The 22,208-nt window shown below is 64.1% G+C and carries 20 protein-coding genes and 1 pseudogene; 12 read left to right on the top strand and 9 right to left on the bottom strand.

The window, feature by feature from the left end:
* Positions 1 to 932: LacI family DNA-binding transcriptional regulator (locus ACEXQC_RS19130; protein ID WP_374825950.1), on the bottom strand; the 932-nt coding region annotated here is incomplete at its 3' end.
* 111 nt (positions 933 to 1,043) lie between these two features.
* Entirely contained in the window at positions 1,044 to 3,149 is a 2,106-nt protein-coding gene (locus ACEXQC_RS19125; protein WP_374825948.1) for a glycoside hydrolase family 36 protein, read from the bottom strand.
* Between the two features lie 92 nt (positions 3,150 to 3,241).
* Between ACEXQC_RS19125 and ACEXQC_RS19120 the strand changes: the two genes are divergently transcribed.
* Entirely contained in the window at positions 3,242 to 4,837 is a 1,596-nt protein-coding gene (locus tag ACEXQC_RS19120; protein ID WP_374825946.1) for a glycoside hydrolase family 43 protein, read from the top strand.
* A gap of 322 nt (positions 4,838 to 5,159) precedes the next feature.
* Here the strand turns inward: ACEXQC_RS19120 and ACEXQC_RS19115 are convergent, their stop codons facing one another.
* Complete coding sequence (locus ACEXQC_RS19115) at positions 5,160 to 6,146, bottom strand: hydroxyacid dehydrogenase (protein ID WP_374825944.1); 987 nt, start codon at positions 6,144 to 6,146, stop codon at positions 5,160 to 5,162.
* The gene (locus tag ACEXQC_RS19110; RefSeq protein ID WP_374825942.1) at positions 6,143 to 6,916 is read right to left on the bottom strand and encodes an alpha/beta fold hydrolase; all 774 of its coding nucleotides are present in this window, start codon (positions 6,914 to 6,916) and stop codon (positions 6,143 to 6,145) included. Before ACEXQC_RS19110 ends, ACEXQC_RS19115 begins: the two co-directional genes overlap by 4 nt.
* 176 nt (positions 6,917 to 7,092) lie before the next feature.
* On the opposite strand from ACEXQC_RS19110, the gene ACEXQC_RS19105 reads away from it, so the two are divergent.
* The 5 genes from ACEXQC_RS19105 to ACEXQC_RS19085 are packed head-to-tail and all read left to right on the top strand — an operon-like array spanning position 7,093 to position 12,073.
* Positions 7,093 to 8,397 (top strand): ABC transporter substrate-binding protein, encoded by a 1,305-nt coding sequence (locus ACEXQC_RS19105; protein ID WP_374825940.1) that lies wholly within the window; start codon positions 7,093 to 7,095, stop codon positions 8,395 to 8,397.
* A gap of 8 nt (positions 8,398 to 8,405) precedes the next feature.
* Positions 8,406 to 9,371 (top strand): carbohydrate ABC transporter permease, encoded by a 966-nt coding sequence (locus ACEXQC_RS19100; RefSeq protein WP_374825938.1) that lies wholly within the window; start codon positions 8,406 to 8,408, stop codon positions 9,369 to 9,371.
* Positions 9,368 to 10,288, top strand: coding sequence for a carbohydrate ABC transporter permease (locus ACEXQC_RS19095; protein WP_374825936.1), 921 nt, complete (start codon positions 9,368 to 9,370; stop codon positions 10,286 to 10,288). The genes ACEXQC_RS19100 and ACEXQC_RS19095 overlap by 4 nt, the downstream gene beginning before the upstream one ends.
* Positions 10,289 to 10,335: 47 nt before the next feature.
* Positions 10,336 to 11,403 (top strand): LacI family DNA-binding transcriptional regulator, encoded by a 1,068-nt coding sequence (locus ACEXQC_RS19090; protein ID WP_374825934.1) that lies wholly within the window; start codon positions 10,336 to 10,338, stop codon positions 11,401 to 11,403.
* Positions 11,384 to 12,073 (top strand): ThuA domain-containing protein, encoded by a 690-nt coding sequence (locus tag ACEXQC_RS19085; RefSeq protein WP_374825932.1) that lies wholly within the window; start codon positions 11,384 to 11,386, stop codon positions 12,071 to 12,073. The genes ACEXQC_RS19090 and ACEXQC_RS19085 overlap by 20 nt, the downstream gene beginning before the upstream one ends.
* A 424-nt stretch (positions 12,074 to 12,497) precedes the next feature.
* On the opposite strand, the gene ACEXQC_RS19075 is transcribed toward ACEXQC_RS19085, so the two are convergent.
* A complete protein-coding gene (locus ACEXQC_RS19075) occupies positions 12,498 to 13,106 on the bottom strand; it encodes a peptidase associated/transthyretin-like domain-containing protein (RefSeq protein WP_374825928.1) in 609 nt (202 codons plus the stop codon).
* Between the two features lie 823 nt (positions 13,107 to 13,929).
* Here ACEXQC_RS19075 and ACEXQC_RS19070 point away from each other — a divergent pair.
* Positions 13,930 to 15,105, top strand: a complete 1,176-nt coding sequence (locus tag ACEXQC_RS19070; protein ID WP_374825926.1) for an MBL fold metallo-hydrolase — start codon at positions 13,930 to 13,932, stop codon at positions 15,103 to 15,105.
* A 124-nt stretch (positions 15,106 to 15,229) separates the two neighbouring features.
* Here the strand turns inward: ACEXQC_RS19070 and ACEXQC_RS19065 are convergent, their stop codons facing one another.
* Complete coding sequence (locus ACEXQC_RS19065; RefSeq protein WP_374825924.1) at positions 15,230 to 16,405, bottom strand: NAD(P)/FAD-dependent oxidoreductase; 1,176 nt, start codon at positions 16,403 to 16,405, stop codon at positions 15,230 to 15,232.
* 355 nt (positions 16,406 to 16,760) lie between these two features.
* Between ACEXQC_RS19065 and ACEXQC_RS19060 the strand changes: the two genes are divergently transcribed.
* The 5 genes from ACEXQC_RS19060 (at position 16,761) to ACEXQC_RS19040 (ending at position 19,065) form a co-directional block, all read left to right on the top strand.
* Positions 16,761 to 16,913, top strand: a complete 153-nt coding sequence (locus ACEXQC_RS19060; protein WP_374825922.1) for a hypothetical protein — start codon at positions 16,761 to 16,763, stop codon at positions 16,911 to 16,913.
* Positions 16,914 to 17,043: 130 nt separating this feature from the next.
* On the top strand, positions 17,044 to 17,598 hold the full coding sequence (locus ACEXQC_RS19055) for a pyridoxamine 5'-phosphate oxidase family protein (RefSeq protein ID WP_374825920.1): 555 nt from the start codon (positions 17,044 to 17,046) through the stop codon (positions 17,596 to 17,598).
* Entirely contained in the window at positions 17,595 to 17,927 is a 333-nt protein-coding gene (locus ACEXQC_RS19050) for a 2Fe-2S iron-sulfur cluster-binding protein (protein ID WP_374825918.1), read from the top strand. Before ACEXQC_RS19055 ends, ACEXQC_RS19050 begins: the two co-directional genes overlap by 4 nt.
* A gap of 58 nt (positions 17,928 to 17,985) precedes the next feature.
* On the top strand, positions 17,986 to 18,357 hold the full coding sequence (locus tag ACEXQC_RS19045; protein WP_374825916.1) for an antibiotic biosynthesis monooxygenase family protein: 372 nt from the start codon (positions 17,986 to 17,988) through the stop codon (positions 18,355 to 18,357).
* A gap of 132 nt (positions 18,358 to 18,489) precedes the next feature.
* Positions 18,490 to 19,065, top strand: coding sequence for a TetR/AcrR family transcriptional regulator (locus ACEXQC_RS19040; protein WP_374825914.1), 576 nt, complete (start codon positions 18,490 to 18,492; stop codon positions 19,063 to 19,065).
* Here ACEXQC_RS19040 and ACEXQC_RS19035 read toward each other — a convergent pair.
* The 3 genes and pseudogenes from ACEXQC_RS19035 to ACEXQC_RS19025 form a co-directional block, all read right to left on the bottom strand.
* A complete protein-coding gene (locus tag ACEXQC_RS19035) occupies positions 19,049 to 20,866 on the bottom strand; it encodes a glycoside hydrolase family 3 protein (protein ID WP_374825912.1) in 1,818 nt (605 codons plus the stop codon). The two genes, ACEXQC_RS19040 and ACEXQC_RS19035, sit on opposite strands and share 17 nt — an antisense overlap.
* Positions 20,867 to 20,980: 114 nt before the next feature.
* The gene (locus ACEXQC_RS19030; RefSeq protein ID WP_374825964.1) at positions 20,981 to 21,961 is read right to left on the bottom strand and encodes a TetR/AcrR family transcriptional regulator; all 981 of its coding nucleotides are present in this window, start codon (positions 21,959 to 21,961) and stop codon (positions 20,981 to 20,983) included.
* Positions 21,962 to 22,024: 63 nt separating this feature from the next.
* Positions 22,025 to 22,192, bottom strand: a pseudogene (locus ACEXQC_RS19025) (helix-turn-helix domain-containing protein); the annotation flags it as partial.
* Between the last annotated feature and the right edge of the window lie 16 nt (positions 22,193 to 22,208).

Here is a 22,208-nt window from a genome sequence, read left to right as displayed (position 1 = left end):
ACCGCTTCTGTGTTTCCACCGTCCAAGGCGTCCTCGAGGATGCGATCCAGACAGGCTTCACCGAACTGCTCGAGCGGCATTGCGACGGTGCTGAACCCCGGGAGGAGGTCTGCCAACAAGGGGACGTTGTCGAAGCCTGAAACGGTCATGTCATCGGGGACTCGGAGCCCAATTTCGTTGAGAGCTGCGATCGCACCGACCGCCATGGCATCGCTCATCGCCGCAATGAGGTCAACGTCGGCCAGCCTGGCCTGCAGGTCATGGACAGCTGCGTAGCCGCCGTCTCGAGAGAACTCTCCATGCACGACCACTATCGAGCTGAGGCCGGCCGCGGCGAGACCGGCTTTGAAGCCGGTGACCCGCTCCAGCGACGTCACTTCACCCTCTGGACCGGCCAGGATCGCGATGCGGTGGTGCGTGAGGGCGAGCTTAGTGGCGAGCTCGGCGGCCGCAGACTCAGTGTCGACGGTCACTCGGGCAAACGGGAGAGTGCTGTCTCCAATCACCACGACTCGGGCGCCGCTGTCTTCGAGGCTGCTCAATTCTTGGCTGAGTCTGGACTCGCGGTGCTCGTCGGTCGTGCGGCTCGTGGCGATGATGACTCCGCGGTGGCGTTCTCCACGGAGGGTCCGGACGATTTCCAGTTCGCGGACGGGATCGTCGTGGGTGGTGCGCACGGCGACCGACATGCCCCGGCTCTCTGCCGCGGCCATCACGCCGGCCATGATCGTTGCCGACCCGAAGTCACGGATGTCCGTGACGATCAGTGCGATGGTGCGGGCTGCACCGACCGCGATCGTCTGAGCCGCCGGGTTGACCGTGTAGCCCAGCGCCTTTGCGGCGTCCTGCACCTTACGGCGGCGCTCGTGTGACCCGCTGCCGGCGCCGCGCACCCCGGGGTTCAGGATGCGCGACGCAGTGATTAGGGACACTCCGGCTGCCTCGGCTACATCGGCCAGGGTGGGCGGGCGAGATCCTCGGCCAGCGGCCGTAGAGGGGCTGTCAGTCACGGTGCCCCCTTCCTGCTCGCGGCAGCTCCCAGGCTAGCCCACGCGAAAACGCAGGATCCGCGCCGCGATGCCCGCTGGCACGTCCACCACCGGTTCGCCCTCGGTTGAGGTCACGGCCCATTCCGGGTGCGAGGCCACTGGCGGGAATACCTGCTCGGCAACTGCCGCGTGCGCACTCAGCGACAGAGGGAGGTCGAGATGTTGACTCGCACCAGAATCACCGCGGGACCAGATCGCGACAAGGGCGCTGCCATCGCTCAATTGCAAGCCAAGCGACAGGATGTCATCGTCCCAGCCGGGAAGACCAGTCGGGTAGAACGGCAACGCCGCGGCGATGTCGTCACGCAGGCTTCGATGCACGTTGACGGCAGTTTTGACGAGACCAAATTGGGTGGCGTCGAGTTCGTTGAGGAACCCGGACAGGTAGAGCCGTCCCATGATTCCGGCGACGAGTGAGAACCCGGTCTCTTCCTGGCTCCATCCCGCAACGGGGTAGGCCCAGTTCCCGCATTGCTCCGGCGGCATTGAGACCGGTGCAGATGCGGCGATTGGCGGGTAGAGACGGTAGTCCTGCTGGTCGCTGGTCGATTGGAGATGACTGACCGAGACCAGCGAGGAATCCATGCGCATCGCGCCAGAGCTGCAGTTCTCAAACAGGACCTCCGGGTGACGGTCCTGGACCGCGATCAACCAGTCTCGGAACGCCCGGGTGTGCCCAAGCAGGCCGTCCCCTGGATCCAATGCTGAGAGGTCGGTTCCGACGCCGGGGTTGATGTTGTAGTCGAGCTTGAAGTAACTCACCCCGTACGTCTCGACGAGGTGATCGACCGTCCGGTCGAGGTGCTCTCGGGCGGCGGGGTGGCGCAAGTCAAGGTGGAATCGGTCGTGCTCCCGCACGCGCACTCCGTGGCGCTGGAAGAACGCCTCCTCCGGCAGTTCGGTGGCGGCGGGGCTCAAGGCGCCGACTATCTCGGGTTCGAGCCAGAGCCCGCTGTTCATTCCAGCAGTGTGGATCGCGTCAAGGACTTGGTCGAGGCCGTTACTGAATCGGGAGGTCGCTTCCCGCCACTCCCCGATCGTTGACCACCAGTCTCCGATCGTCGGGTCGGCGAACCAGCCGGCGTCGATGCAGAAGTACTCCGCGCCTGCACGCGCTGCGCCGTCAATGAGCGGCAGCAGCTTTTCCGTGGTGGGTTCACCCATCAGCGTGTTCATAAAGTCGTTATAGATGACTGGCAACGCGGCGTCTGCGGGACGGCCGAGCCGGATCGCTCGCCGATACTGCGTCAGGGCACCGATGGCCGCATCCCGCCCGCCCGCGACAACTGCGACCGTCGCGGGGACACTCTCGAAGGAGGCCCCGGGCGCGAGCTTGTGCGCGAAGCAGTGCTCCGCATCGGTCGGCCCGAAGAGGCCGAGAACCGCCCCTCGCGCCCCCTGACTGACTTCCTGATGCCAGGCCCCGCTCGTCTCGATCTGCCACGCCATTGCGGTCCGATCGTCGTGTCGGGTCAGTACCCCTGCAGGCACATGCTCCCCGGTGGACCAGGCGCCGTGGCTGGTCCGCGCAAACCGGCCCCGCCCGTCCTGACCATGGAAACCGAGATTGAGGTACGGTACGAGGTCCCGAAGCGGCCGCTCCCTCCAGCGGCCCTCGGCCAGCCATTCGCTTTCCCCGAGAGCGATCGCCGTCTCAGCGAGATCGCTCTCGCTTGATCCGATCCCCACCAGGAGCGAGCTGATAAGCGTGAGTGTCACCGGCACGAGAGATTCGTTCGTGACCGTGTTCTTGACCGTGATCGCCGGAACGGACCCAAAGCGCGTCAAATGCGTCCGCACGACTAACCCACTATCGTCGTCGCGTTGAGTCACTGTCAGAGTCTTGGACTCCCCCGCGACCGTCAGATCGTACCCCTTGAACCGCAGCCGCTCCCCCACCGCGCTCCGCACGTAGGCTTGGCTCGTGCGGGCTCGCTGCTCCTGCAGCGTGAACACCTCCACCATGCCGACACCCTGACGGCCGAACCCGGTGCAGCCAAAGAAACCAGCAAGAGACGCAGGCTGATCCTCAGCAATATGCAAGCTCAAGCCGAACCGCTCCGCAGCTTCAATGGCCTCGTTGGCCTGGATCGAATTCACGGCGTCGACTCCCTTGTCTAGATTGGATAGCGTTGTCCAAGCATAGAGGGGCAACACCTGGGCCATCGTGCAGACACAAGGGCGGTAACGGTATGTCGAGCACCCTCGACGAGCAGACGACGATCCAGAACCCAGTCCTCCGCGGATTCAACCCCGACCCGTCAATCACGACGTTCCGGGGGGACTACGTGATCGCGACGAGCACATTCGAGTGGTTCCCTGGCATTCGTCTGCATCGATCTCCAGACCTGGCCGAGTGGAGCACGATTGGCCACGCTCTCGACGAACGAATCGCTTTCGATTTGGCAGGCATCCCCGACTCGGGCGGCGTCTGGGCTCCCAGCATCACCGTGGTAGACGACAGCATCTGGTTGGCCTACTCCGTCGTGCACACGATGGACGGTGATGACCTTGACGCGAAGAACTACCTCACCACCAGTGACTCACTGGACGGACCATGGACGGAGCCGGTGTTCCTCGGTTCCCGCGGCTTCGACTTCTCCTTCTTCCACGACGAAGGGAGACATTGGCTCGTCGGAGTCCAATGGGACCACCGACCCGGCCGGCCGAGCTTTTCTGGCATCGTGCTCGAGGAGTACTTGGCCGAGGAGAAGAGGATGTCCGGGGAGCCCCGTGTCATTTTCCGCTCCGCCGGACTCGTGGAGGGCCCGAACCTCTACAAGATCAACGACACCTACCTCCTGACCCTCGCGGAGGGAGGCACGGGGTGGAATCATGGCATCACGGCAGCACAGGCTCCCACTGTCCTCGGGCCATATAGGCGCGACCCCGTCTCGGCCGTCTTGACCTCCCGAGATGCCCCCGGCCTACCGTTGCAGAAAGCCGGCCACGGCGAACTCATCCGACGCCCCGACGGAACCCTTTTCCTCGCGCACCTTGCCTCACGCCCGGTCCTTCACGAAGGATCGAGGTATTCCACACTCGGCCGAGAAACGTGCATCCAGAAAGTGGAAATCGACGGCGACGGCTGGGTCCGCCTGGTTGCGAGCACCCACCATGCCCAAACCCTGGTCCCAGTTCATGAGGGTAACGGCGGCGTCATTGCACCGATCGAAGCCCGACCTGATCAGGTGGTCGACGATTTCGACGGTCAACTCGACCTGGCACGCTGGAGCTCGCTTCGACGGTCGCCGTCATCATTCGCCCGCATCAACCCCGGCGCCGGATTAGAGATGATGGGAGGACAGTCGTCCAGCTCCCTGTTTGGCCAAAGTCTTCTCGCCCAACGCGTCACCGAACACCGAATGAGCGCTGAAGCGGTCGTTGACGCCGAACCAACGACATTTCGGCAGTCGGCGGGTCTCGTCCTGTGGTACGACACACTGGGTTGGATGTCGCTCCAGGTTACCCAAGCGGACGGCGCCGGACGGATCGTTCAACTGGTGACACAAACTGGTGAAGCGACAACGCTGGTCGCCGAAATAGAGGCGCCGCCCGGACCGGTGCGTCTTCGCATCGATCTCGACGGACCCGATGCCGTGTTCTCGGTCGCGAGCGTTGGAGGTGAACCGGAGGCGCTTGGTGCCCCTCAGGCGGCGTGGAAACTGTCCGACGATTTCGGGGATCGACTTCGCTTCACAGGAATGTTCGCGGGCATCCGTGCGGACGACTTGGACGGCACGGGCTGGTCTGCCACTTTCCGCCAGTTCTCAATCCACCACCGCTAGACCGGCCCTTCAATGTGCACGCGGCAGATAGCTCGTGCGACCCAGCGCCTCATCGATCGCTTGATCAGCGGGCCGACTCTTCTCCGGCAGCCCGTGAAGCACGGGTATACCCTCCCTGTGTTTGACACCGGCGAGGATGACTCAGGTGAAGAAGACACGTCGGCGCTGTCCGTCGGGACCGGTCAAGAAAGTCGCCGATCGGGAGACGCAGAGAAGGACTGGCGTGAGGCCACTGGCTCGAACGAGTACAGCCTCATCACCGAGAGCCTTCGCGCACGTTCCGCGCCTGGGCGCCGACCACGCCGCCGATCCTGATCGGGCGTCAGGGGCGCCGGGGTTCGCTAGCTTGGAAGGCTACGCCCTCAGCAAATCGAGCGAGTTCGGAGGCGACGTGTTTGCCGATCCGTTGCAGCTCGGTTCCCATTGATCCCGCAACGTGTGGGGTAAGGATCACGTTTGGTAGATCCCACAGGATCGAATCAGCCGAGAGGGGCTCATCTGGGTCGGTGACGTCCAAAATGGCGTCAATGCGCGCGGTCTGTAGCGCCGCCTCCAGTGCAGGCATGTCGATTAGGACACCTCGAGCGGTGTTGATGAGCGTAGCGCCGTCTTTCATGGCGGCGAGTTGCGGGACACCGATCATGCCGACTGTCGACGGAGTAACGGGCGCATGCAGCGACACAACGTCACTCTCGGCCAGGAGCTGCTCCAGCGATGTTGCTGTCACCCCAAGGGCTGCGGCGTCTTCCCGCGCCAGGTAGGGGTCTGAGACCAGAACGGTGACTTCGAACGGCTGAAGAAGGCTGATAAGCCTACGGCCGATACGAGATGCCCCGATTATGCCGACCGTCTGCCCGAAGTTGCCGGCATGTGGGTAGGTCTCTTCCCGGTCGATGAAACCTCGACGGCGTCTGTAGAGACGCTCGGATTCGAAGACCTTCTTATTCGCCAGCAGGATCATGGCGAGCGTATATTCAGCGACCGGTATCCCGTTGATATCAGCGGCGACGGATAGTGCCAGCTGCCGGGTGGTTTTGGGGGGCAGCAGCACGGACGCGACTCCACCGGCATGAATGATTGCCTTTAGCGACGGCAGCGCGGCAAGGTCACCCTCGGTGAATGACGGGGTTCCCCATCCAGTCAGCAGCACCTCGATGTCATCGATTGGTCCCGCAGATCGAAGCTCGTCCACCGTCGTGGCGACCCCGTATCGCCGCTCTCCAGGAATTCCCTCAAGGCCCTCCAGGTCGGTGCCGAAGAGCCGTTCGGCGAGCATGTGGGAACCGAGGATGACTTCGTAGCGGGTCATGCGCGCGCCATCGATCCGGTCGAGACGAGAGACTTAGCAAACGCAGCGACCGACGAGGCGAAACGGCTTGGGTCTTCCAGATGGAGGTAATGACCGTATCCAGGCCACTGCTCAACCCGGGACCCTTCAGGGGCGGGCAGCGTCGCTTCGCTCTCGGCTCCGTGCGGGGTCGAGTGGATCGCCAACACAGGGCGACTCCGAAGCGCGGCCGCCAACCCAGTCTGGGAACGTAACCCTATCGAGTCATCTGCGCTGTACTCAGACCGAAGATATGTGGCGATGACATCGCTCGCGGTGTGGTCCACATCGTGAAGGATGTTCGCACGGTCGTCGGCGCTCATGCGCTCCCCCAGCGCCGATTCGAAGAAATCGCGCACAGCAACATGCCCGTCTCGGTCGATGCGATCCGCCCAGATCGCCGCTTTTTCTTGGGTGGAATCAGAACCATACGCGGGATCGATTACCACCTCCCCAGCGATCTTTTCCCCGAGGATCTGGTGGGCGAGAAGAGTTACCTGCGCCCCCATGGAGTGACCGACCAGGAGCGGCCGTTCGGGGAGTAGCGCGGCAGTTTGAACCAGTTTCGCCGCAGCGTCGCGAACTGTCGGAGCCCCATGTGGGTCTGCTCCGGGCGATCCAGGCAAGCGCACGGCTGTCACCAGCGCAAACCCTTCGGCACGCAAAGCTGGCAAGACCGAACTCCATGACTCCGCCGAACCGGCCCAACCATGAACGAGCAGCAAAGGGATAGTCGCGATTGTGCGTGTCACTGGAGTCCTCATCAATTCAAGTGTTGCCATCACCCTGCCTTACCCAGGCCGTGTTGCGCAAGCGTTTGCAACGCTTCGCTAGGCACGATTGGTGCTTGACTTGTCTGGAGAGGGGAACTTATGGTGATAGCGCTTGCCCTACGCAGCAGTAGGGCGCCTTCATCAAAGGAGAGAAGATGGCCATACGCACCAAGTGGATCGCCGCCGCGGTAGCAGTCGGGATGGCACTGACATTCACGGCTTGCAGCCCAACCCCCACAGCCGATACCGGCGACAAGAACGTCCCTCTGACGTTCTGGGGCAGCACCATGGGCCAGCAGGCTCAGGTGGATCTCTGGAACAAGGAGAACCCGAACTCCCCCGTCACCTACGTCGAGCAGGGTGGTGACGCAGACATCACCCAGGCCATCCAGAACGCAGTCGCAGCCGGGAACGCCCCCGACCTATTCCAGATGCCCCGTGGGCAGTCCGTGTCCTTCCTCGTCGAGGGTGTGACCCAGGACATCTCGAAGTGGTTCAACAATGACGACTCGGCCTTCGCTGAAGGTGCATTCGACTTCGTCCACGTCGGCGACATCGCAACCGGGGTCCCCTACGGCACCAACCCGACGTTCAACGCGGTCAACGCGACGACGTTCGCCCAGTTCGGCCTGTCGGCACCGACGAACTGGGACGAGGCCGTCGAACAGGCCAAGACCATGAACGCCCAGGGCGTGAAGAGCTTCAACTTCCCCGGCGAAGACCCCTCCTACCTGCGCGACTGGGCCACCCAGGCCGGTGCCGAGTGGTGGGAGTCTGAAGGCGACTCTTGGAAGGTGGGATTCACGTCTCCCGAGTCGCTCGAAGCCGGGCAGCTGGTGCAAACCGTGATCGACAACGACCTCGCCGCGAACTACACCTACATCGAGTTCGACGCGTTGATGCAGTTCTTCAGCTCCGGGAAATTGTCGCAGTTCACGACGTCCACCTGGCAACTCCCGGTCTACGAGCAGAACTTCGCCACCTCCATCGGTGAATGGGAGCTCGCTTCCTACCCAACGTGGTCCGAGTCCTCTGACCTGGTGTCGCCGAGCTACTACAACGCGTACGGCGTCACGTCCACGACCGAGCACCCCGAAGAGGCAACGAAGTTCGCCCGCTGGCTCTCCACCGACCCTGACGCCGTGAAGCTCCTCGCCGACACCGTCGATGGCTCCGCGACTTTCCCGGTCGTTGCCGACCCGTCCGGCTACATTGAGGCGCTTCTGCCGGAGAACCTTCTTGGCGACACCAAGTCCGCCGCACCCGAGGTAATCGAGAACGCAGTCGAGACCAGCCGTTCCATGAAGGACGGTCCCAACCAGGGACCGGCCCTCGAGGAACTGGCAAGCTGGTGGGCCAAGGCTCTGACCAAGGAGGTCACGGTGCAGCAGGTGCTCGCGCACATGCAGGAGTGGACCGTCGCCGACCTCAAGTCAAAGAACATCAGCGTCAGCGAGTAATAACCATCATGTCTGTGAACAGCGCCATCCATCAGCCGGCGACCCGGGGCGGGGCCAGCACGGCACCGCCCCGGCGGTCCTGGCGCCCCACCCACAACCGGGCCGGTGCCATGCTCGCCGTCCCGTTCTTCGTGGGCTTCGTCTTCGTCTTCGTGCTCCCCATTGCGTACGCCGTCTTCCAAAGCGTGTACACCGTCCGCTCCGACGGAGGCCTCGGCCTGTCGGAATCGACCACCGTGTTCGCCGGGTTCGACAACTACGCCAGGGCATTCGGCGATGAGGCGTTCTGGGCGTCGATGGTTCGGGTGGCGCTGTTCGCAGTCGTCCAGATCCCCATCTCCCTCGGACTGAGCCTCACCGCCGCGCTCCTCCTCGACGCGGTCACCGGAGAACGCCGCGGCGGCGTGTTCCGGGCTCTGCTGCTCGTTCCCTACATGGTGCCCGCGATCGTCGCGACCCTCATCTGGGTCTACCTCTACAGCCCCCGCACCGGACCCTTCACGGCAGCCGGCAACCTCGTCGGCGCTGACGTCAACTTCTTCAGCCCCGACATCCTCTGGGGCTCGATCGGAAACCTGATCGTGTGGATGGTGCTCGGCTTCAACATGCTGATCATGTACAGCGCCCTCCGCGGAGTCGACCGCTCCATCCTCGAGGCTGCACGCGTCGACGGCGCCGGCGCCCTTCGCACCGCCTGGTCGGTCAAGATCCCCAACATCCGCGGAAGCCTCGTGCTCACCGGCCTGATCTCCATCATCGGAATGCTGCAGATCTTCAACGAGCCGCTTGTGTTCCGCGGCGCATCCCCCCAGACGGTCACCAAAGACTTCACCCCGATCATGTCGATCTACTTCCAGGCGTTCACCAGCAACAACTACAACTACGCCGCAGCTCTCTCTGTGCTGCTCGCCGTGGTCATCGGGCTGTTCTCGTTCGCTTTCTACAAGCTGACCACCCGGAAGGCCAACTCATGACTGCTGTGATCCCCGAAAAGCCCACCCGCCACTCTCGCGCGCTGGAGGCAAAAACGGTGCCGGTTGCGAAACGGCGCAAGCCGCACAATCGCGAACAGTTCGTCGTGATGATCGGGCTTATCCTCTTCGCTCTTTACTCCGTAGCTCCGGTCTGGTGGCTGATCGTCAACTCCACCAAGAACCGCCGCGACCTCTACAACACCAATGGGCTCTGGTTCGGCGAGTTCAACCTCTGGAACAACTTGTCCTCGTTGTTCACATACAACGACGGCGTCTTCCTGCGCTGGATGGGCAACACCATCCTCTACGCCGGCGGCGGCGCACTCGTCTGCACCATCATCTCCGTCGCAGCCGGATACTCTATGTCGAAGTTCAACTACCGCGGCCGCGGCGTCGGACTGGCCGTCGTCATAGGATCGTTCCTCGTGCCCAGCACCCTGATCACGGTGCCGTTGTTCCTGCTGTTCTCTCAGATCGGTCTCGTCGACACCGTCTGGGCTGTCCTGATCCCCCTGTTCATCTCCCCATTCGGCGTCTACCTGGCTAAAACCTACGTGGACGGCACCATCCCCGACGAGCTGCTCGAAGCGGCACGGCTGGACGGGTCGGGCGAGTTCCGCACGTTCATCCAAATCGTCATTCCGATGATGCGCACAGGAGCCGCAACCGTATTCATCCTGCTATTCGTCAGCAACTGGAACAACTTTTTCCTCCCCCTCACCATGTTGCGAGGCTCTGATAAATGGACCGTCGGCGTCGGCCTCTACAGCTGGTTCGTCGACAAGAACCAGTCCTACGTCGACCTCACCGCTCTCACCATCACCGGCGCTCTCATCTCGGTCATCCCATTGGCGATCGTGCTTATCTCCATGCAACGCTTCTGGCGCACCGGGGTCACACTCGGCGCTCTAAAGTGAGACCCGGGCACCACACCGACACGACAACGAACAGCAAGGGGGTTTTCGTGGCCGCACGACGAATGGTCACCCTCGACGACGTCGCCCGCGAAGCCGGTGTCTCCGTGTCGACCGCCTCCCGCACGCTCAACGGCACGCCCTCCAAGGTCAGCGCCGCCACGCAAGCACGCGTCCGCGACGTCGCTATGCGGCTCGGCTACGCCACAAACCTTGCCGCCCAAGCCGTCGCCCTCGGACGGTCCCAGTCAGTCGGCCTCATCGTGGGCAGCATCCCCGAGGACTACCAGAACCCCGTCACCGCCGGCGTCTTCCGAGCCGCCGCAGACCGCGACCTCCTCGTTTCCACCGCCATCACCTCTATCTCAAACGTCGAGCGCACCACCCGAGCCGTCCGGCAACTGCGCGGACAACGCGCCTCCGTCATCGTCGTCGTCGGCACCGAAGCACCCGACAGCGACGGCGTCGCCGAACTGATCGATGAGCTGGAACGCGCCGAGCACGAAGGAGCGCGCGTTGTCATGATCGGTATCAGCGGTACCCCCTTCGACAGCGTCGTCGTCGACGACCACAAGGCCGGCGCCGACATGGCCACCGCTCTCCACACCATCGGCTACCGCGAATTCGCCGTCATCGCGGGCAGTGGCCCGGGCCTTCTCTCGCAGCAACGCGTCGACGGTTTCCGAGACGGCCTCCACCAGCAGGGCGTGGAACTCCCCTCCGACCGGATCATCTGGCAGGACTTCAATCACGACGGCGGCTATCGCGGTGCCGGCGAGCTCCTCCGTCGCCACAGCGTCGATGCGGTCTTCTGCGTTAACGACGCGATGGCCATCGGGGCTTGCGTCCGCCTCCGGGAGGCAGGAGTAAATATCGGCACTGGTCTGGCGATCGCGGGGTGCGACGATATCCCTGCACTGCGGGATATCGACCCTCCACTTTCCACGATGCATCTGCCCTGGATCGAAGCTGCCGAAGCCGCTTTCTCTCTAGCTGAGCACGACCGATCCGATGCACGTTACGTCGTTCTCGAAGGCTATCCGTTGCTTCGTTCGTCCACTCCAGGGACCACCGCTGGCACCGCACGAACGTCCTCGCGTGAACAATCCCATGGCTGAACGAATTGTTCTGCTGTTATCCGGCTCTGGCCGCTACGCCGATCCTTGGCACCCCTTCTCTCGCACCAGCGCCCGTCTTGCCGAATTGATCCGGGAGGAAGGGTTCGTCGTGGCTCAGCCAGAGAACATCGACCAGACCCTGGCCGATCATGCGGCCGGTCCGCTCCCGGATCTCGTGGTCGCCGACCTCGGACGTCCTCAGGATGGAACCCCCACACCCTCGACTGCGCTCGGACAAACGGGGCTCAAGCGGCTTCTAAGGAACCGCCCGCTGCTCGCCGTGCACGCCGCGGTTTCTACCTTCGCCGACTCGCCGGCATGGACGACGTCGGTCGGAGCCCGTTGGATACCGGGAGCCTCGTGGCATCCCGACCGCGGACAATTCACTGCACACGTGGCCCACAGCGGCACATCTCCAATCGGGCCACTCGCACCGTTCGCCCTCGACGATGAGCGGTATCTCGACCTGCAGCTGCCCGCCACAGGCAGAACCGTTCTCTACCGACACCAGGGAGAGAACTCGCACTCGCAGCCCTCCATCTGGATCCAAGACATCGACGGAGTGCGATCCGCGTACGATGCCTACGGTCACGACGAGTCGGCCTACGAATCCGAGGAGCACCGAGACATCATTCGCCGGATCATCCACTGGTTGACCACCCGTCGATAGCAGACGTACAGTCGGCTGGGGCGCCCGGTTTCAGCGCTGGATGATCATCACAACGACCGCGATGAGCGCGACGCCCGCTCTTCTATTCGGATTGCAGCATGGTGCCGTTCACTGCTCTCCTGGCTTCTGAACGAGATAAATGGGCGATGCCGCAGGTGCTGCTTCAGAGTCGGCAGCCGACCCGTGATCTGATTCACAACTGGCCCCGGCCTCAGCGTGGTGCTCCGCAGCCGGTTCCTTGACCTCGGCTCTCAAGATGCGGGCCGATTGACCGAGGCTCTTCGCGAGGCCGGCCAGCTTCGCTGCGCCGAAGAGAGGAGCACGACGGCGAGGAGGATGAGGGCGTGCCATCCAGTGAGGTTCTGAAGGAAGCCCATGATGATTCCTGCTTCCTGACGATTGGGTGGAAATGTGCTGCAACGGATCACCCGTTCATTAGGCCGGGGGTGTTCCACCCGAGCCGCCCGCCGGAGGCGTGCCACCCCCTTCGGGTGGAGTTCCTCCGCCGTGCGCGAGAGGAGTGCCCCCTGCCCGCCGCCGCCGTTGGAGCAGCGCCGGCAGCGGGTGACGTGCCGGTATCGACGCGCGCTGTCAGTGAAACCGCGTAGCAGGATTCGACGTCACCACTCATCGTTGCGAGCTGCAGTGCGCCGCCTTCGTCACCGAATACGATGTCGGAGTCGAGGCTCACGTGCGTGACGTTCTCGGTCGAGCCCGCGTAGTCGGACAGGGCGTAGACGGTCTCATTAACCTCTTCCGGCAACGCGACCCGGGGGATGGCGATCGCAATGGCCGAATCGCCGATGTCGTCGACGCTCGGGTGCACCTCGAAGTGGATGTGGGGCCATCGAACGGTGTGGCACGCCGGGAAGGTCGAGGTGTACGAGATGGTGCCGTCGGCGTCGGCCACTTGGGCGCCCCGGACGTAGGTTTCGTTCTCGATCCCGTCGGAGTACATCGAGTAGCCGCCGACTGCGTCGCAGTGCCAGACGTAGACCGCTGCGTTCTGAAACGGGACGTCACCGTTCGCCATGTCGGGGATGGTCAACGAGAGCGCCATCGGCACACCCACCGCGGTAGTGCCGCCGCCGATGCTCGAACGGATGTCGCTCCTGACCACGCCCGACTCCTCGAGGACGTCCGTTCTATTCGATCCGTCGCCGGGATACGGTCCGTCTCATCCGGTATTGCACCTGACGGGAGACCACCCGCATCGCCAGTCGTGCTTGCGGCAGTGCTGTTTGGAGTTCGGGCAGTGAACGCCACGAGAGCTACCGCACCCACGCCGAAGCCAACGACGCTCAACACGGCCCTGGTTGACGACTTCTTCGTCTGCCCGATCAGAAGACGCCCTAACAAGACGGACCTTCGGGCGTAACTTCGGGTACAGGGATCCTCCTCGTAACTACCTTTCGCAACTGCAGTCGTTTGTAATTTCCTCCACTATTGATTGCCGTCCGATGGACTTGCTATGACTTTCCTGTGGGCTACCCCAGAGATTGGGTGCCTGCTCTGCAGTGAAGATCCATTAGCAGATTCACCATGCATAAACCGATACAGCGCATAGCCGCCGGCGCGTAAGTCGCAGCTACAAGAGGGCAGAACTAGGCCTAGCCCCTATCGTCTGGCCCCGGGTTCGATTCGCTCTCGCCTGCGAAATTCGAGCACAATCTGCTCGGATGACTCGATCCGGAGCTGCTCCGCTAGGAATCGCACCGTGTCGAAGAATGCGTGAGCCGGGTCTTTGAGGCGAATCCGATCGTCGAATGAGTCCTTTTTTGCAGGAACACATACCTATTTTATGGAGACTGACTGATAGCCTGCCTCGCATACGACAACACGAAGGAGTGTTATTTGTGAGCACGAACAATGGTGGCGAGCACGAGGCAAAAGGCGGTTCGTCCAGCAGGCGATCGTTCTTGAAGATCGCTGGCTTATCAGCTGCGGCAGCAGGCGTCATGGCTCTGCCGGCCGGGGCGGTTGCCTTATCCCAGTCAACTCCGCCTCCACGACGAGCGTCCACCACCTCAGGAACCCGAATCGTCATGCTCGGCACAGCTGGAGGGCCGGTCAACATGGGCGGGCCCGCCGGAGTCTCCACTGCGATCACCGTGGGCGAACGAGTCTTCGTCGTCGATTTGGGGTTCGGGTCGTACCGCCGCCTTGCGGAGAGCGGGATCGGCGGCACGACGCCACTCACCAACGTTGCCGGCATTCTTTTCACCCACCTGCATTCTGACCATACCGCAGATCTGCCCGCCGTCTGGGCCACGGCCGACGTCAACAACCGCAACCGGACGCAAGCCCCCATCCGAATGATCGGACCAGGTGATAGAGCAACGCTTGGAAGCGTCTTCCCGCCGAACCGCCCGGAACCGGCGCTGACTTCACCGGAGGATCCGACTCCGGGCATCGTGAAGATGACCGAGCATCTGACTCGGGCATTCGCCCAGGACTTCAATGACCGGTCGCGGGACAGCAATACAACACCACCCGCTCAGCTTTTCGAGGTCGGGGACATCGACCTCACTGGCGTCTGGGATGTAGACCCCGCGGGCCGGCCGCCACGATTACTTGCACCGATACCGATCTGGGAGGACTCGGACGTGCGGATCACCGCCACGCTGGTCGATCATCATCCGACCGCACCCGCTTTCGCATACCGATTTGACACACCCGATGGCTCCGTCGTCATTTCCGGAGACACTACGGTGAGCGCGAACCTCATCGACCTCGCACAAGACGTGGACTACCTCGTGCACGAGGTGATCGACGTCCAGTGGGTGGAGGCTCTTGCGGCAACACTTGCCCCAGAAGTGAGAGACGCGGTGCGTCAACACCTGATCGAGTCGCACACAACGATCGAGCAGGTAGGACGCGACGTGGCGGAACCCGCGAATGCAAAGAACCTCGTGCTCACGCATTATGCCCCGGACAACCCCAAGGAGCGTTGGCAAGGCGCGAAGAAGGGGTACAGTGGAAACCTCGTTGTCGGGGAAGACCTTATGAAGATTAGCGTCTCGCCCCACTGACGCGCCCTCGATGTCCACCGAATCCGCACAACCCGATCGACGGTTTCCTGCGTTGGCTGGCAGAAGCTCAAGTGACGGTCTCAATCACCCCACAGCCGCGTGAGGCACGGTGACAGGTCGGGAGTCAGAGCTCCTTGGCTATCTGGCGGCGGCCGAGGGCGAACTCCTTCGAGGCGTTGACCGCCTCGACGCACACGAGCCGACCCGCGACCCGGTGCTCGAGCGCGAAGGCCCCTGCAGACACCTCGCCCACGACGGTGACCTCGCTCTCGGGCGGGAGAAGGCCCGCGACCTGGAGCTTGCGGTCGTATTGATCCGACCAGAACCACGGCACCGCGGGCGCCGGCGCGGGCACCCCGGCGAGCCCAGCCGCCACGATCCGGGCGTGCTCATTGGCATTGTGCACGCTCTCGAGCCGCGCAAGCTCGGCGAATGGCGGTAGCGGCCGGCGGGCCACATCGCCCACCGCGAAGACGTGCAGCGCGGAGGTGCGCCCGGCGTCATCGACCAGGATCCCGCCCGCGCACTCTATACCGGCGCCTCGCGCGAGCGCGTCGTTCGGCACCGCACCGATCGCCACGAGCACGTTGTCCGCGAGCACGTCACCGGCCGACACAGACTCGCGCCCCGAGACCGCGATCCGGGCACCCGATTCGGTCGCATGGATTGCCAACACGTCGGTGGCGAGAAGGATGTCGACCCCGTGCCCCCGATGCAGAGAGGTCAGGTAGTCGGAGAGCTCCTGGCTCGCGAGACGAGCGAGCACGCGCGGCTCCCGCTCGATGACCGTCACCGAGGCGCCCAGTCGCCGGGCGGTCGCGGCCACCTCGAGGCCGATGAAGCCGGCTCCGATGACTGCGAGATGGGACCCGGGTTTCAGGAGGTCGCGGAGTCGGCGCGCGTCGGCCCCGTCCCGCAGCGACAGGAAAGGCACCTCGGGAGTGACGGGGAGCGGGATCTCCCGCGCGAGCGCACCCGTGGCGATGATGGCGTCACCGAAGTCGATGGCGCTCCCGTCGGCGAACTCTGCGCGTCGACCTTCGACCTCAAGACCCACCACGGCCACCGGGACGATGTCAATGCTGTTCGAGGTGAAGTAACCGGGCGGCTGGAGCCACCCCGACTCTTCGGCGGCGTCACTGCTCAACCACGCCTTCGAGAGCGGCGGCCGGTGGTACGGCTCGATAGTCTCGGCGTTGGCCAGCGCGACGGTTCCGGGGAACCCGGCGCGACGCAGCTCCGTCGCCACAGCTACACCGGAATGCCCGGCTCCGATGATGAGAACGTCCACGATCGACATATCGGTACGATAACGTACTGTTTTGGATAAAGCGACAGGAGTTGCATATTGCGCGAATATGTACGGTCACGTACTCTTGGCTTCTAAGACAGCCTGATCGCAAAGGAGCGATTTATGTCAAAGCCGTTCGCCGCCTACAAGGAAGACTCGATAGGCCTCATCACAGCGACCCAGGTGGCCCCCGGCCCCACGAGCGACGCCAGCATCTCCCCCTCTTGATGCTCGCCAATACGGGCCTGCTCATGGCCATGCTGAGCCCCCTGATCGTCAGCATGGCGTTCAGACTCCAGCACGTTACCTACTCACCAGAAGAAGCCACCGGAGCACTCGGCCTGGTGCCAAGGATTTCGGTGTCATGAGCATCGCCAATGCCCTGACGCACTCCCTGGCTCCCGTTGTCGCTCCGCCCATCATCTCGGTCGGGGCACTCACAGCGCTCGGCGGCTTCGCAGTCTTCTATCTCTTCGCCGGGGTGGTCGCAATCCTCAGCGGCGCTGCGGTGTACTGAGTCAAAGGCGTCCGTTGCAGCAGTCCGAAATGGCTCTCCTAACTCTCAGCTCAATATCTGTACGGTGTCGTACACTAATTGCGTGTCGGCCTCAGCCGTTCGCAGAATCGTTCACTAGAAGGAGAAGACGATGGCCATCACAGAACCCACAGTCGCCGAGGTCGAAGCAGAGATCGCGGAACTGCTCCGCATCGAGGAAGTCGGCGCCATGGCCGTCACCCTCGAAGACGGGTCACCGCACGTCGCCACCATGCACTTCGCCGGCGCCGGCCTGTCGGTGTACTGCCACACCTTCAGCTACAGCCGCAAGTACGCCGCGCTCCAGCACGATCCTCGAGTGAGCTACACCCTCGCCTACCAGCCGCCCGGGGGTTTCTACGACCGCATGAAGCTCCGGGCCATCCAGGTGAACGGCATCGCCACCTTCCTGACCGAACAGGCCGAGATCGAGCTTGCGATCCAGACCTGCGCCGAGCAATTTGACTGGCTCAAGGACTCCACCATGTTCGACAACTTCCGCCGTGAGGGCATCGAGCTCCGTCAGGCCTTCTTCCGGATCGACCCGGTGTCGGCCATGTGGAACGACAACCGCGTGCGCATGATGTGGCGCCAGGATGTCACCTTCAGCGACGACCACTCGAGCATCGATTCGATCACGCCCTACTCCACTACCGGAGTGCGATGAGCGCCCCCACCATCGGCGTCACGTTCACCGAGGCCGACGGCGCGGTCTTCCGCGGGCAGGCGACCGTGGGCGAATCGCTCATGCGGGCCGCCCAGCGCCTCAACGTGCCCGGCATCATCGCCGAGTGCGGGGGAATGGCGGCGTGTTCGACCTGCCACTGTTACATCAATCGGGAGTGGCTCGACCGCCTCCAGCCGATGGACGACATGGAGGAGGGAATGCTCGAGATCGCGATCGATCCAGACGACCGAAGCCGGCTCTCCTGCCAGGTCACGTTGACTGCCGAGCTCGACGGCATATCGGTGACCGTCCCTCGCGATCAGGCATGACGGCCGACTGATTCCCCGCTTCACCCCACACCACCCATCAATGCAAAGGAGCATCCACATGATTCAGATGAAAGACCTCGACGAGACGGCCCCGTTCATGAAACAGCTGCAGAGCCAGGAGCCAGGGGCGGTGACGATCGTCAACACCTTCGTGTTCCCCGAAGGGCAGCGCGACGCAGTGCTGGAGGTCTGGAAGAAGGACTCCGACGTCATGAAGGCCGCGAAGGGCTTCATCTCGGCCCAGCTCTACAGCGCGGAGGGTGGAGCGCAGGTTCTCACCAATGTGGCGGTCTGGGAATCGGCCCAAGACTTGCTCAAAGCCTTCCTGAGCCCGGATTTCCAGGCGCTACTGCCTACCTACCCCGACGGGACGATCGCATATCCGACTCTCATGCGGAAGGTGGCGGTCGAGAACATCTGCGTCGCGTGACCCGCTGGAGGCGGGAGTGGCAGCCGCCACTCCCGCCTCGCCGCGACCACCGCGCTCCCGGGCTGACGATAAGGTCTCGAGAGGACCGTGCGCCACTCGTCGCGCGGTGTCGGTCAGCGGAAGGCGACGAGCATGGCGCAGCCACGTGGTCGCGAGCGGGAGCTCGCGATTCTCCAGATCGTGCGAGAGCTCCTGCACGAGGTCGGCTACGAACGGTTGACGGTCGACGCGGTCGTCGTCAGGGCTCGAGCGAGCAAAAGCACAATCTACGGCCGCTGGCGGGATAAGGCCACGCTCGTCGGCGCAGCCCTCACTGCCCGATCCCTGGATCAACCGCATCTGCAGGCAAGTTCAGGGCGGCTGCGCGACGATCTCGCCGTGCTGCTCCGGCTGTGGGTCGAGTTAGCCGAGACCGAGAGCATGACGACCTTCGTGAGCGTGCTCATCGCGGCCGGTGACGAGCCCACGCTGGCCGAGATCGTCCGCGGCACCGCGCTCGCCCCTCGACGAGCGGAGTGCGCCTTAGTCGTGCAGTGGGCGGCGGAGCGCGGCGACATCGCCGACGGCTCCGGCGCGGAGGAGCTCTTCGACCTCCTGATGGGCAAGGTTCTCGTGCGCTACGTCCTCGACGTCCAACCGCTCACTGAGGCGCAACAGGCCGCCTTCGTCGACGAGGTGCTCATGCCGGTACTCAGCCCCGGCCGGTGAGGTCTCCCAAAAAGAGACCGTGACCGTGGGAGAAGAGCGGATCGGCCGTGTCGAACGGCACGTCCTCTCGGCTGGCCTCGACCGCCGCCATACTGCGAGGGAGGTCGAACGGTAATCGCCCTTCGGGGGCGGCCTCCCCGAAGACCACATCAAGCAGCGCCGCGGAGCTCGCACCGTAGTTGGCGAGCACAGCAGCGGCGCCGTCTACGACGGGAGTGAGCACGCCCGGCCGGTCGAGGAGCACGTCGAGCACCGTGGGCACGTCATCCGAGATCGCCCGGATGCGCGCGATCTCGTCGTCGGAGAACTCGAGCGACCCCGCGTGGAAGAAGCGCTCGAAGGTGCCAGGACGCTGTTCGTACGGCGCCGCGATCCGCAGGATGGCCAGGTCGGCGTCTTCAGGTCGATCGACGACCTCCCCGAAACGGGCGGCGACCTCACCCGAGATCCCCTCGACGTAGAGGCGGATTCCGCGCGCACTCGGCAGGGTGGAGCGCCCCTCGACGACCCGATTGCTCAGCACGGTGATTGAGGCCCGCTGCGCCGCTTCACCGGCCCGCCGGAACGGCTCGGAGCCCACGATCCCGTCGGCTGCCCCCTCCTCGACGAAGGGATCGTCGAAGAGACCCAGTTCGAACTTGGCGCGCAGCAGCCGGCGTACGGAGACATCCAGACGGGATTCGTCGAGCTGCCCTGAGGTGACGAGCTCCACGATGACGTCCGGGATCTCCTCCCCGCCGAATTGGTCGACTCCGGCGTCGAGTGCGAGCTTCACGCGCTCAAAAACGGAGAGGTGCTCGACGCCCCACGCCCGCGCAGGAAACACCTCGCCCGCCATGTGCCCGTCAGTGATGAGCCCCCAATCGGTGCAGACGATGCCGTCGAATCCGTAGCGCTCGCGCAGGAGGGTCGTGATGACGCTCTTGTTGAAGCCGAAGCCGACCTCGTCGTATTCGGTGCCCACAGGCATCCCGTAATAGGGCATGACCTGCGCCACACCGGCGTCGAGGGCCGCTTCGAACGGCCGGAGGTGCAGATCGAATTGTCCACCGGGGTAGGCCTGTTCCCGGCCGTAGGCAAAGTGCGCGTCTTCTCCTCCCAGCTGCGGCCCCGCACCGGGAAAGTGCTTCACCATGCTCGCCACAGAGGACGCGCCGAGCACCGACCCCTGAAGCCCCGTGATGTAGGCCGGGGCGAGAAGGCAGGTGAGCTCGACATCCTCGCCGAACGTCGCCACCTGGCGGGCCCACCGGGGCTCGGTCGCCAGGTCGATCTGGGGGTGGAGCGCGACCCGGATGCCGACGGCCAGGTACTCCCGACGCACGGTGTCGGCGAACTGTTTCACGAGCTCCGGGTCGCCGATGGCGGCGAGGCCGACGGGTTCCGGCCACTGGGAGAACGCACCCGCCATGGCGGCGGTACCGGGGTTGTCGGTGAAGGAGTGCCGCGGATCGGAGGACAACGTGATCGGGATGCCCAGGCGGGTCTTCTGAGCGAGTCGCTGCAGTCGGTTGTGCCACGCCGCCATCTGAAGCGGGGAGCCGGCCGCGCCAAGCATGTTGAAGTGAGTCATCTGCCGCTCACCGATGAGCTCGGCGGCCCCGGAAATACCGTATCCGGGGTTGCCCTCGGCGACGGATCCATCCGGGCCCGGCATGACCATCGTGTGGAAGAGCTGACCGGCCTTCTCCTCCAGGGTCATCTGGGCGAGGAGGAGCTCGACCCGCTCGTCGACGGGCCGGCCCGGCTCGAGGTAGGCGGCGTCGACCTGCAGGTCGGGGGTGGTCTCGGGGATGGACACGTCTCGTTCTCCTCGTCGTCGAGTGGGCCGCCGCTGCCGATGCGGGCAGCGTGACGGGCACCAGTCGAGACTAGTGGCGATTCGACCGATTGGAAACTATTGAGGACCGACTGGTTACTCGGCACCGACGAGGGCGATCCGGATCGAGTCGAGCGCCTCTCTCGCGGAGAGGCTGCAGTCGTAGAGCCATTGCACTCGGAGGCCGTCGCGGATCGCGATCAGCCACAGCGCCGAGCGCGCAGCGCCGATTTGGGCAGGGTCTTCATTGGGAGCGTCGCTCTGGCGTCCCCCGTCGTCCTGGCGGAGCGCTTCGATGTCGCGTCCGAGCGACGCACGTATCTCGGCTATGCGGTCGACGAACCACCCGTGGCCCGGATGCTCGGGCGCGGTCGCTTCGCTCAACAGCACCACGTAGGCCTCCGCGGGCTCGACGAGAACGGAGCCTTCCGACTCACGCCATTCAGCTGGAACGACCGACTCGCTGAAGCGCCGGATCCTCACTGCCGGAGTCAATGACGCCGGCTCCACTCCACCGGCGAGTAGCTCGTCGAGTTCGGTCAGAACGGCGATGAGGAGATCGTTCTTCGAGCCGTAATGGTGCAGCAGGGTCGACTTCGAAACCCCGGCCGACCGGGCGATGCTCGCCACGCTCGTAGCATAGAAGCCGCGAGCCGCAAAGGCCTCGGCAGCGCTACGCAGGAGAGTCGAGGAGGTGTCGGAGGTCGGGGGGAACCGGATCGGGTGACCGGGGTCGACAGCAGGGCGCGCGAGGGCTCGTGATTCCAGCGACCGCCACCACGCGATGAAGTGCTCGATCTCGGCGACGACATCGACGGCCGGATCGAAGAGGAAGGCCAGCTGCAATCCGTCCTGGAGGGCCGCCAGGACCGCGCCGTCCCCGTCATCGCCGCCCATCCGCGACCGGCCGGCGGCCCGCACACCCCGGTACCGCGCGACCATGCGCTCATGGGCGGGGTGGCCCACCGACACGGCCACCCCGGCGAGGGCTGTGAAGAGCGGGATGTAGCCGGGCTCGGCCGCATTGTGACGCGCCAGTTCCACGGTCGTGTCGAGCGAATCCAGATCGAGACCCATCGCCACGATCCAGTCCCTGTTGCGCTGCTCGTAGTCCCGCACGATCCAGTCGAGGATCTCGCCCGTCGACGCGAAGTACCGCCGGATGGCCGGATGAGACAGGCCTGCGGCCGCAGCTATGTCTCTCAGAGAGACCGCATCGAAACCTCGACGGAGAAACAGCTCACGGGAAGCGTTGACGAGGAGCTTCGACGTGACCTCCCGCTTCGCATAGTGTCGCGGGGCCGTCATCGTCGTAGCCTACCGA

The sequence above is a fragment of the Herbiconiux liukaitaii genome, assembly GCF_041927495.1.
Lineage (GTDB): Bacteria > Actinomycetota > Actinomycetes > Actinomycetales > Microbacteriaceae > Herbiconiux > Herbiconiux liukaitaii.
The sequence above is the reverse complement of the archived record's forward strand: the minus strand, read 5'-3'. Positions and strand labels throughout refer to the sequence as shown.

What these genes read in the sequence shown, in the direction of transcription:
- ACEXQC_RS19030 (WP_374825964.1), bottom strand. Translation starts at nt 21,961, where the DNA reads ATGGGTCTCGATCTGGATTCGCTCGACACGACCGTGGAACTGGCGCGT.
- ACEXQC_RS19065 (WP_374825924.1), bottom strand. Translation starts at nt 16,405, where the DNA reads ATGTCGATCGTGGACGTTCTCATCATCGGAGCCGGGCATTCCGGTGTA.
- ACEXQC_RS19040 (WP_374825914.1), top strand. Translation starts at nt 18,490, where the DNA reads ATGGCGCAGCCACGTGGTCGCGAGCGGGAGCTCGCGATTCTCCAGATC.
- ACEXQC_RS19100 (WP_374825938.1), top strand. Translation starts at nt 8,406, where the DNA reads ATGTCTGTGAACAGCGCCATCCATCAGCCGGCGACCCGGGGCGGGGCC.
- ACEXQC_RS19105 (WP_374825940.1), top strand. Translation starts at nt 7,093, where the DNA reads ATGGCCATACGCACCAAGTGGATCGCCGCCGCGGTAGCAGTCGGGATG.
- ACEXQC_RS19120 (WP_374825946.1), top strand. Translation starts at nt 3,242, where the DNA reads ATGTCGAGCACCCTCGACGAGCAGACGACGATCCAGAACCCAGTCCTC.
- ACEXQC_RS19050 (WP_374825918.1), top strand. Translation starts at nt 17,595, where the DNA reads ATGAGCGCCCCCACCATCGGCGTCACGTTCACCGAGGCCGACGGCGCG.
- ACEXQC_RS19115 (WP_374825944.1), bottom strand. Translation starts at nt 6,146, where the DNA reads ATGACCCGCTACGAAGTCATCCTCGGTTCCCACATGCTCGCCGAACGG.
- ACEXQC_RS19055 (WP_374825920.1), top strand. Translation starts at nt 17,044, where the DNA reads ATGGCCATCACAGAACCCACAGTCGCCGAGGTCGAAGCAGAGATCGCG.
- ACEXQC_RS19075 (WP_374825928.1), bottom strand. Translation starts at nt 13,106, where the DNA reads ATGGCGAACGGTGACGTCCCGTTTCAGAACGCAGCGGTCTACGTCTGG.
- ACEXQC_RS19095 (WP_374825936.1), top strand. Translation starts at nt 9,368, where the DNA reads ATGACTGCTGTGATCCCCGAAAAGCCCACCCGCCACTCTCGCGCGCTG.
- ACEXQC_RS19060 (WP_374825922.1), top strand. Translation starts at nt 16,761, where the DNA reads ATGAGCATCGCCAATGCCCTGACGCACTCCCTGGCTCCCGTTGTCGCT.
- ACEXQC_RS19045 (WP_374825916.1), top strand. Translation starts at nt 17,986, where the DNA reads ATGATTCAGATGAAAGACCTCGACGAGACGGCCCCGTTCATGAAACAG.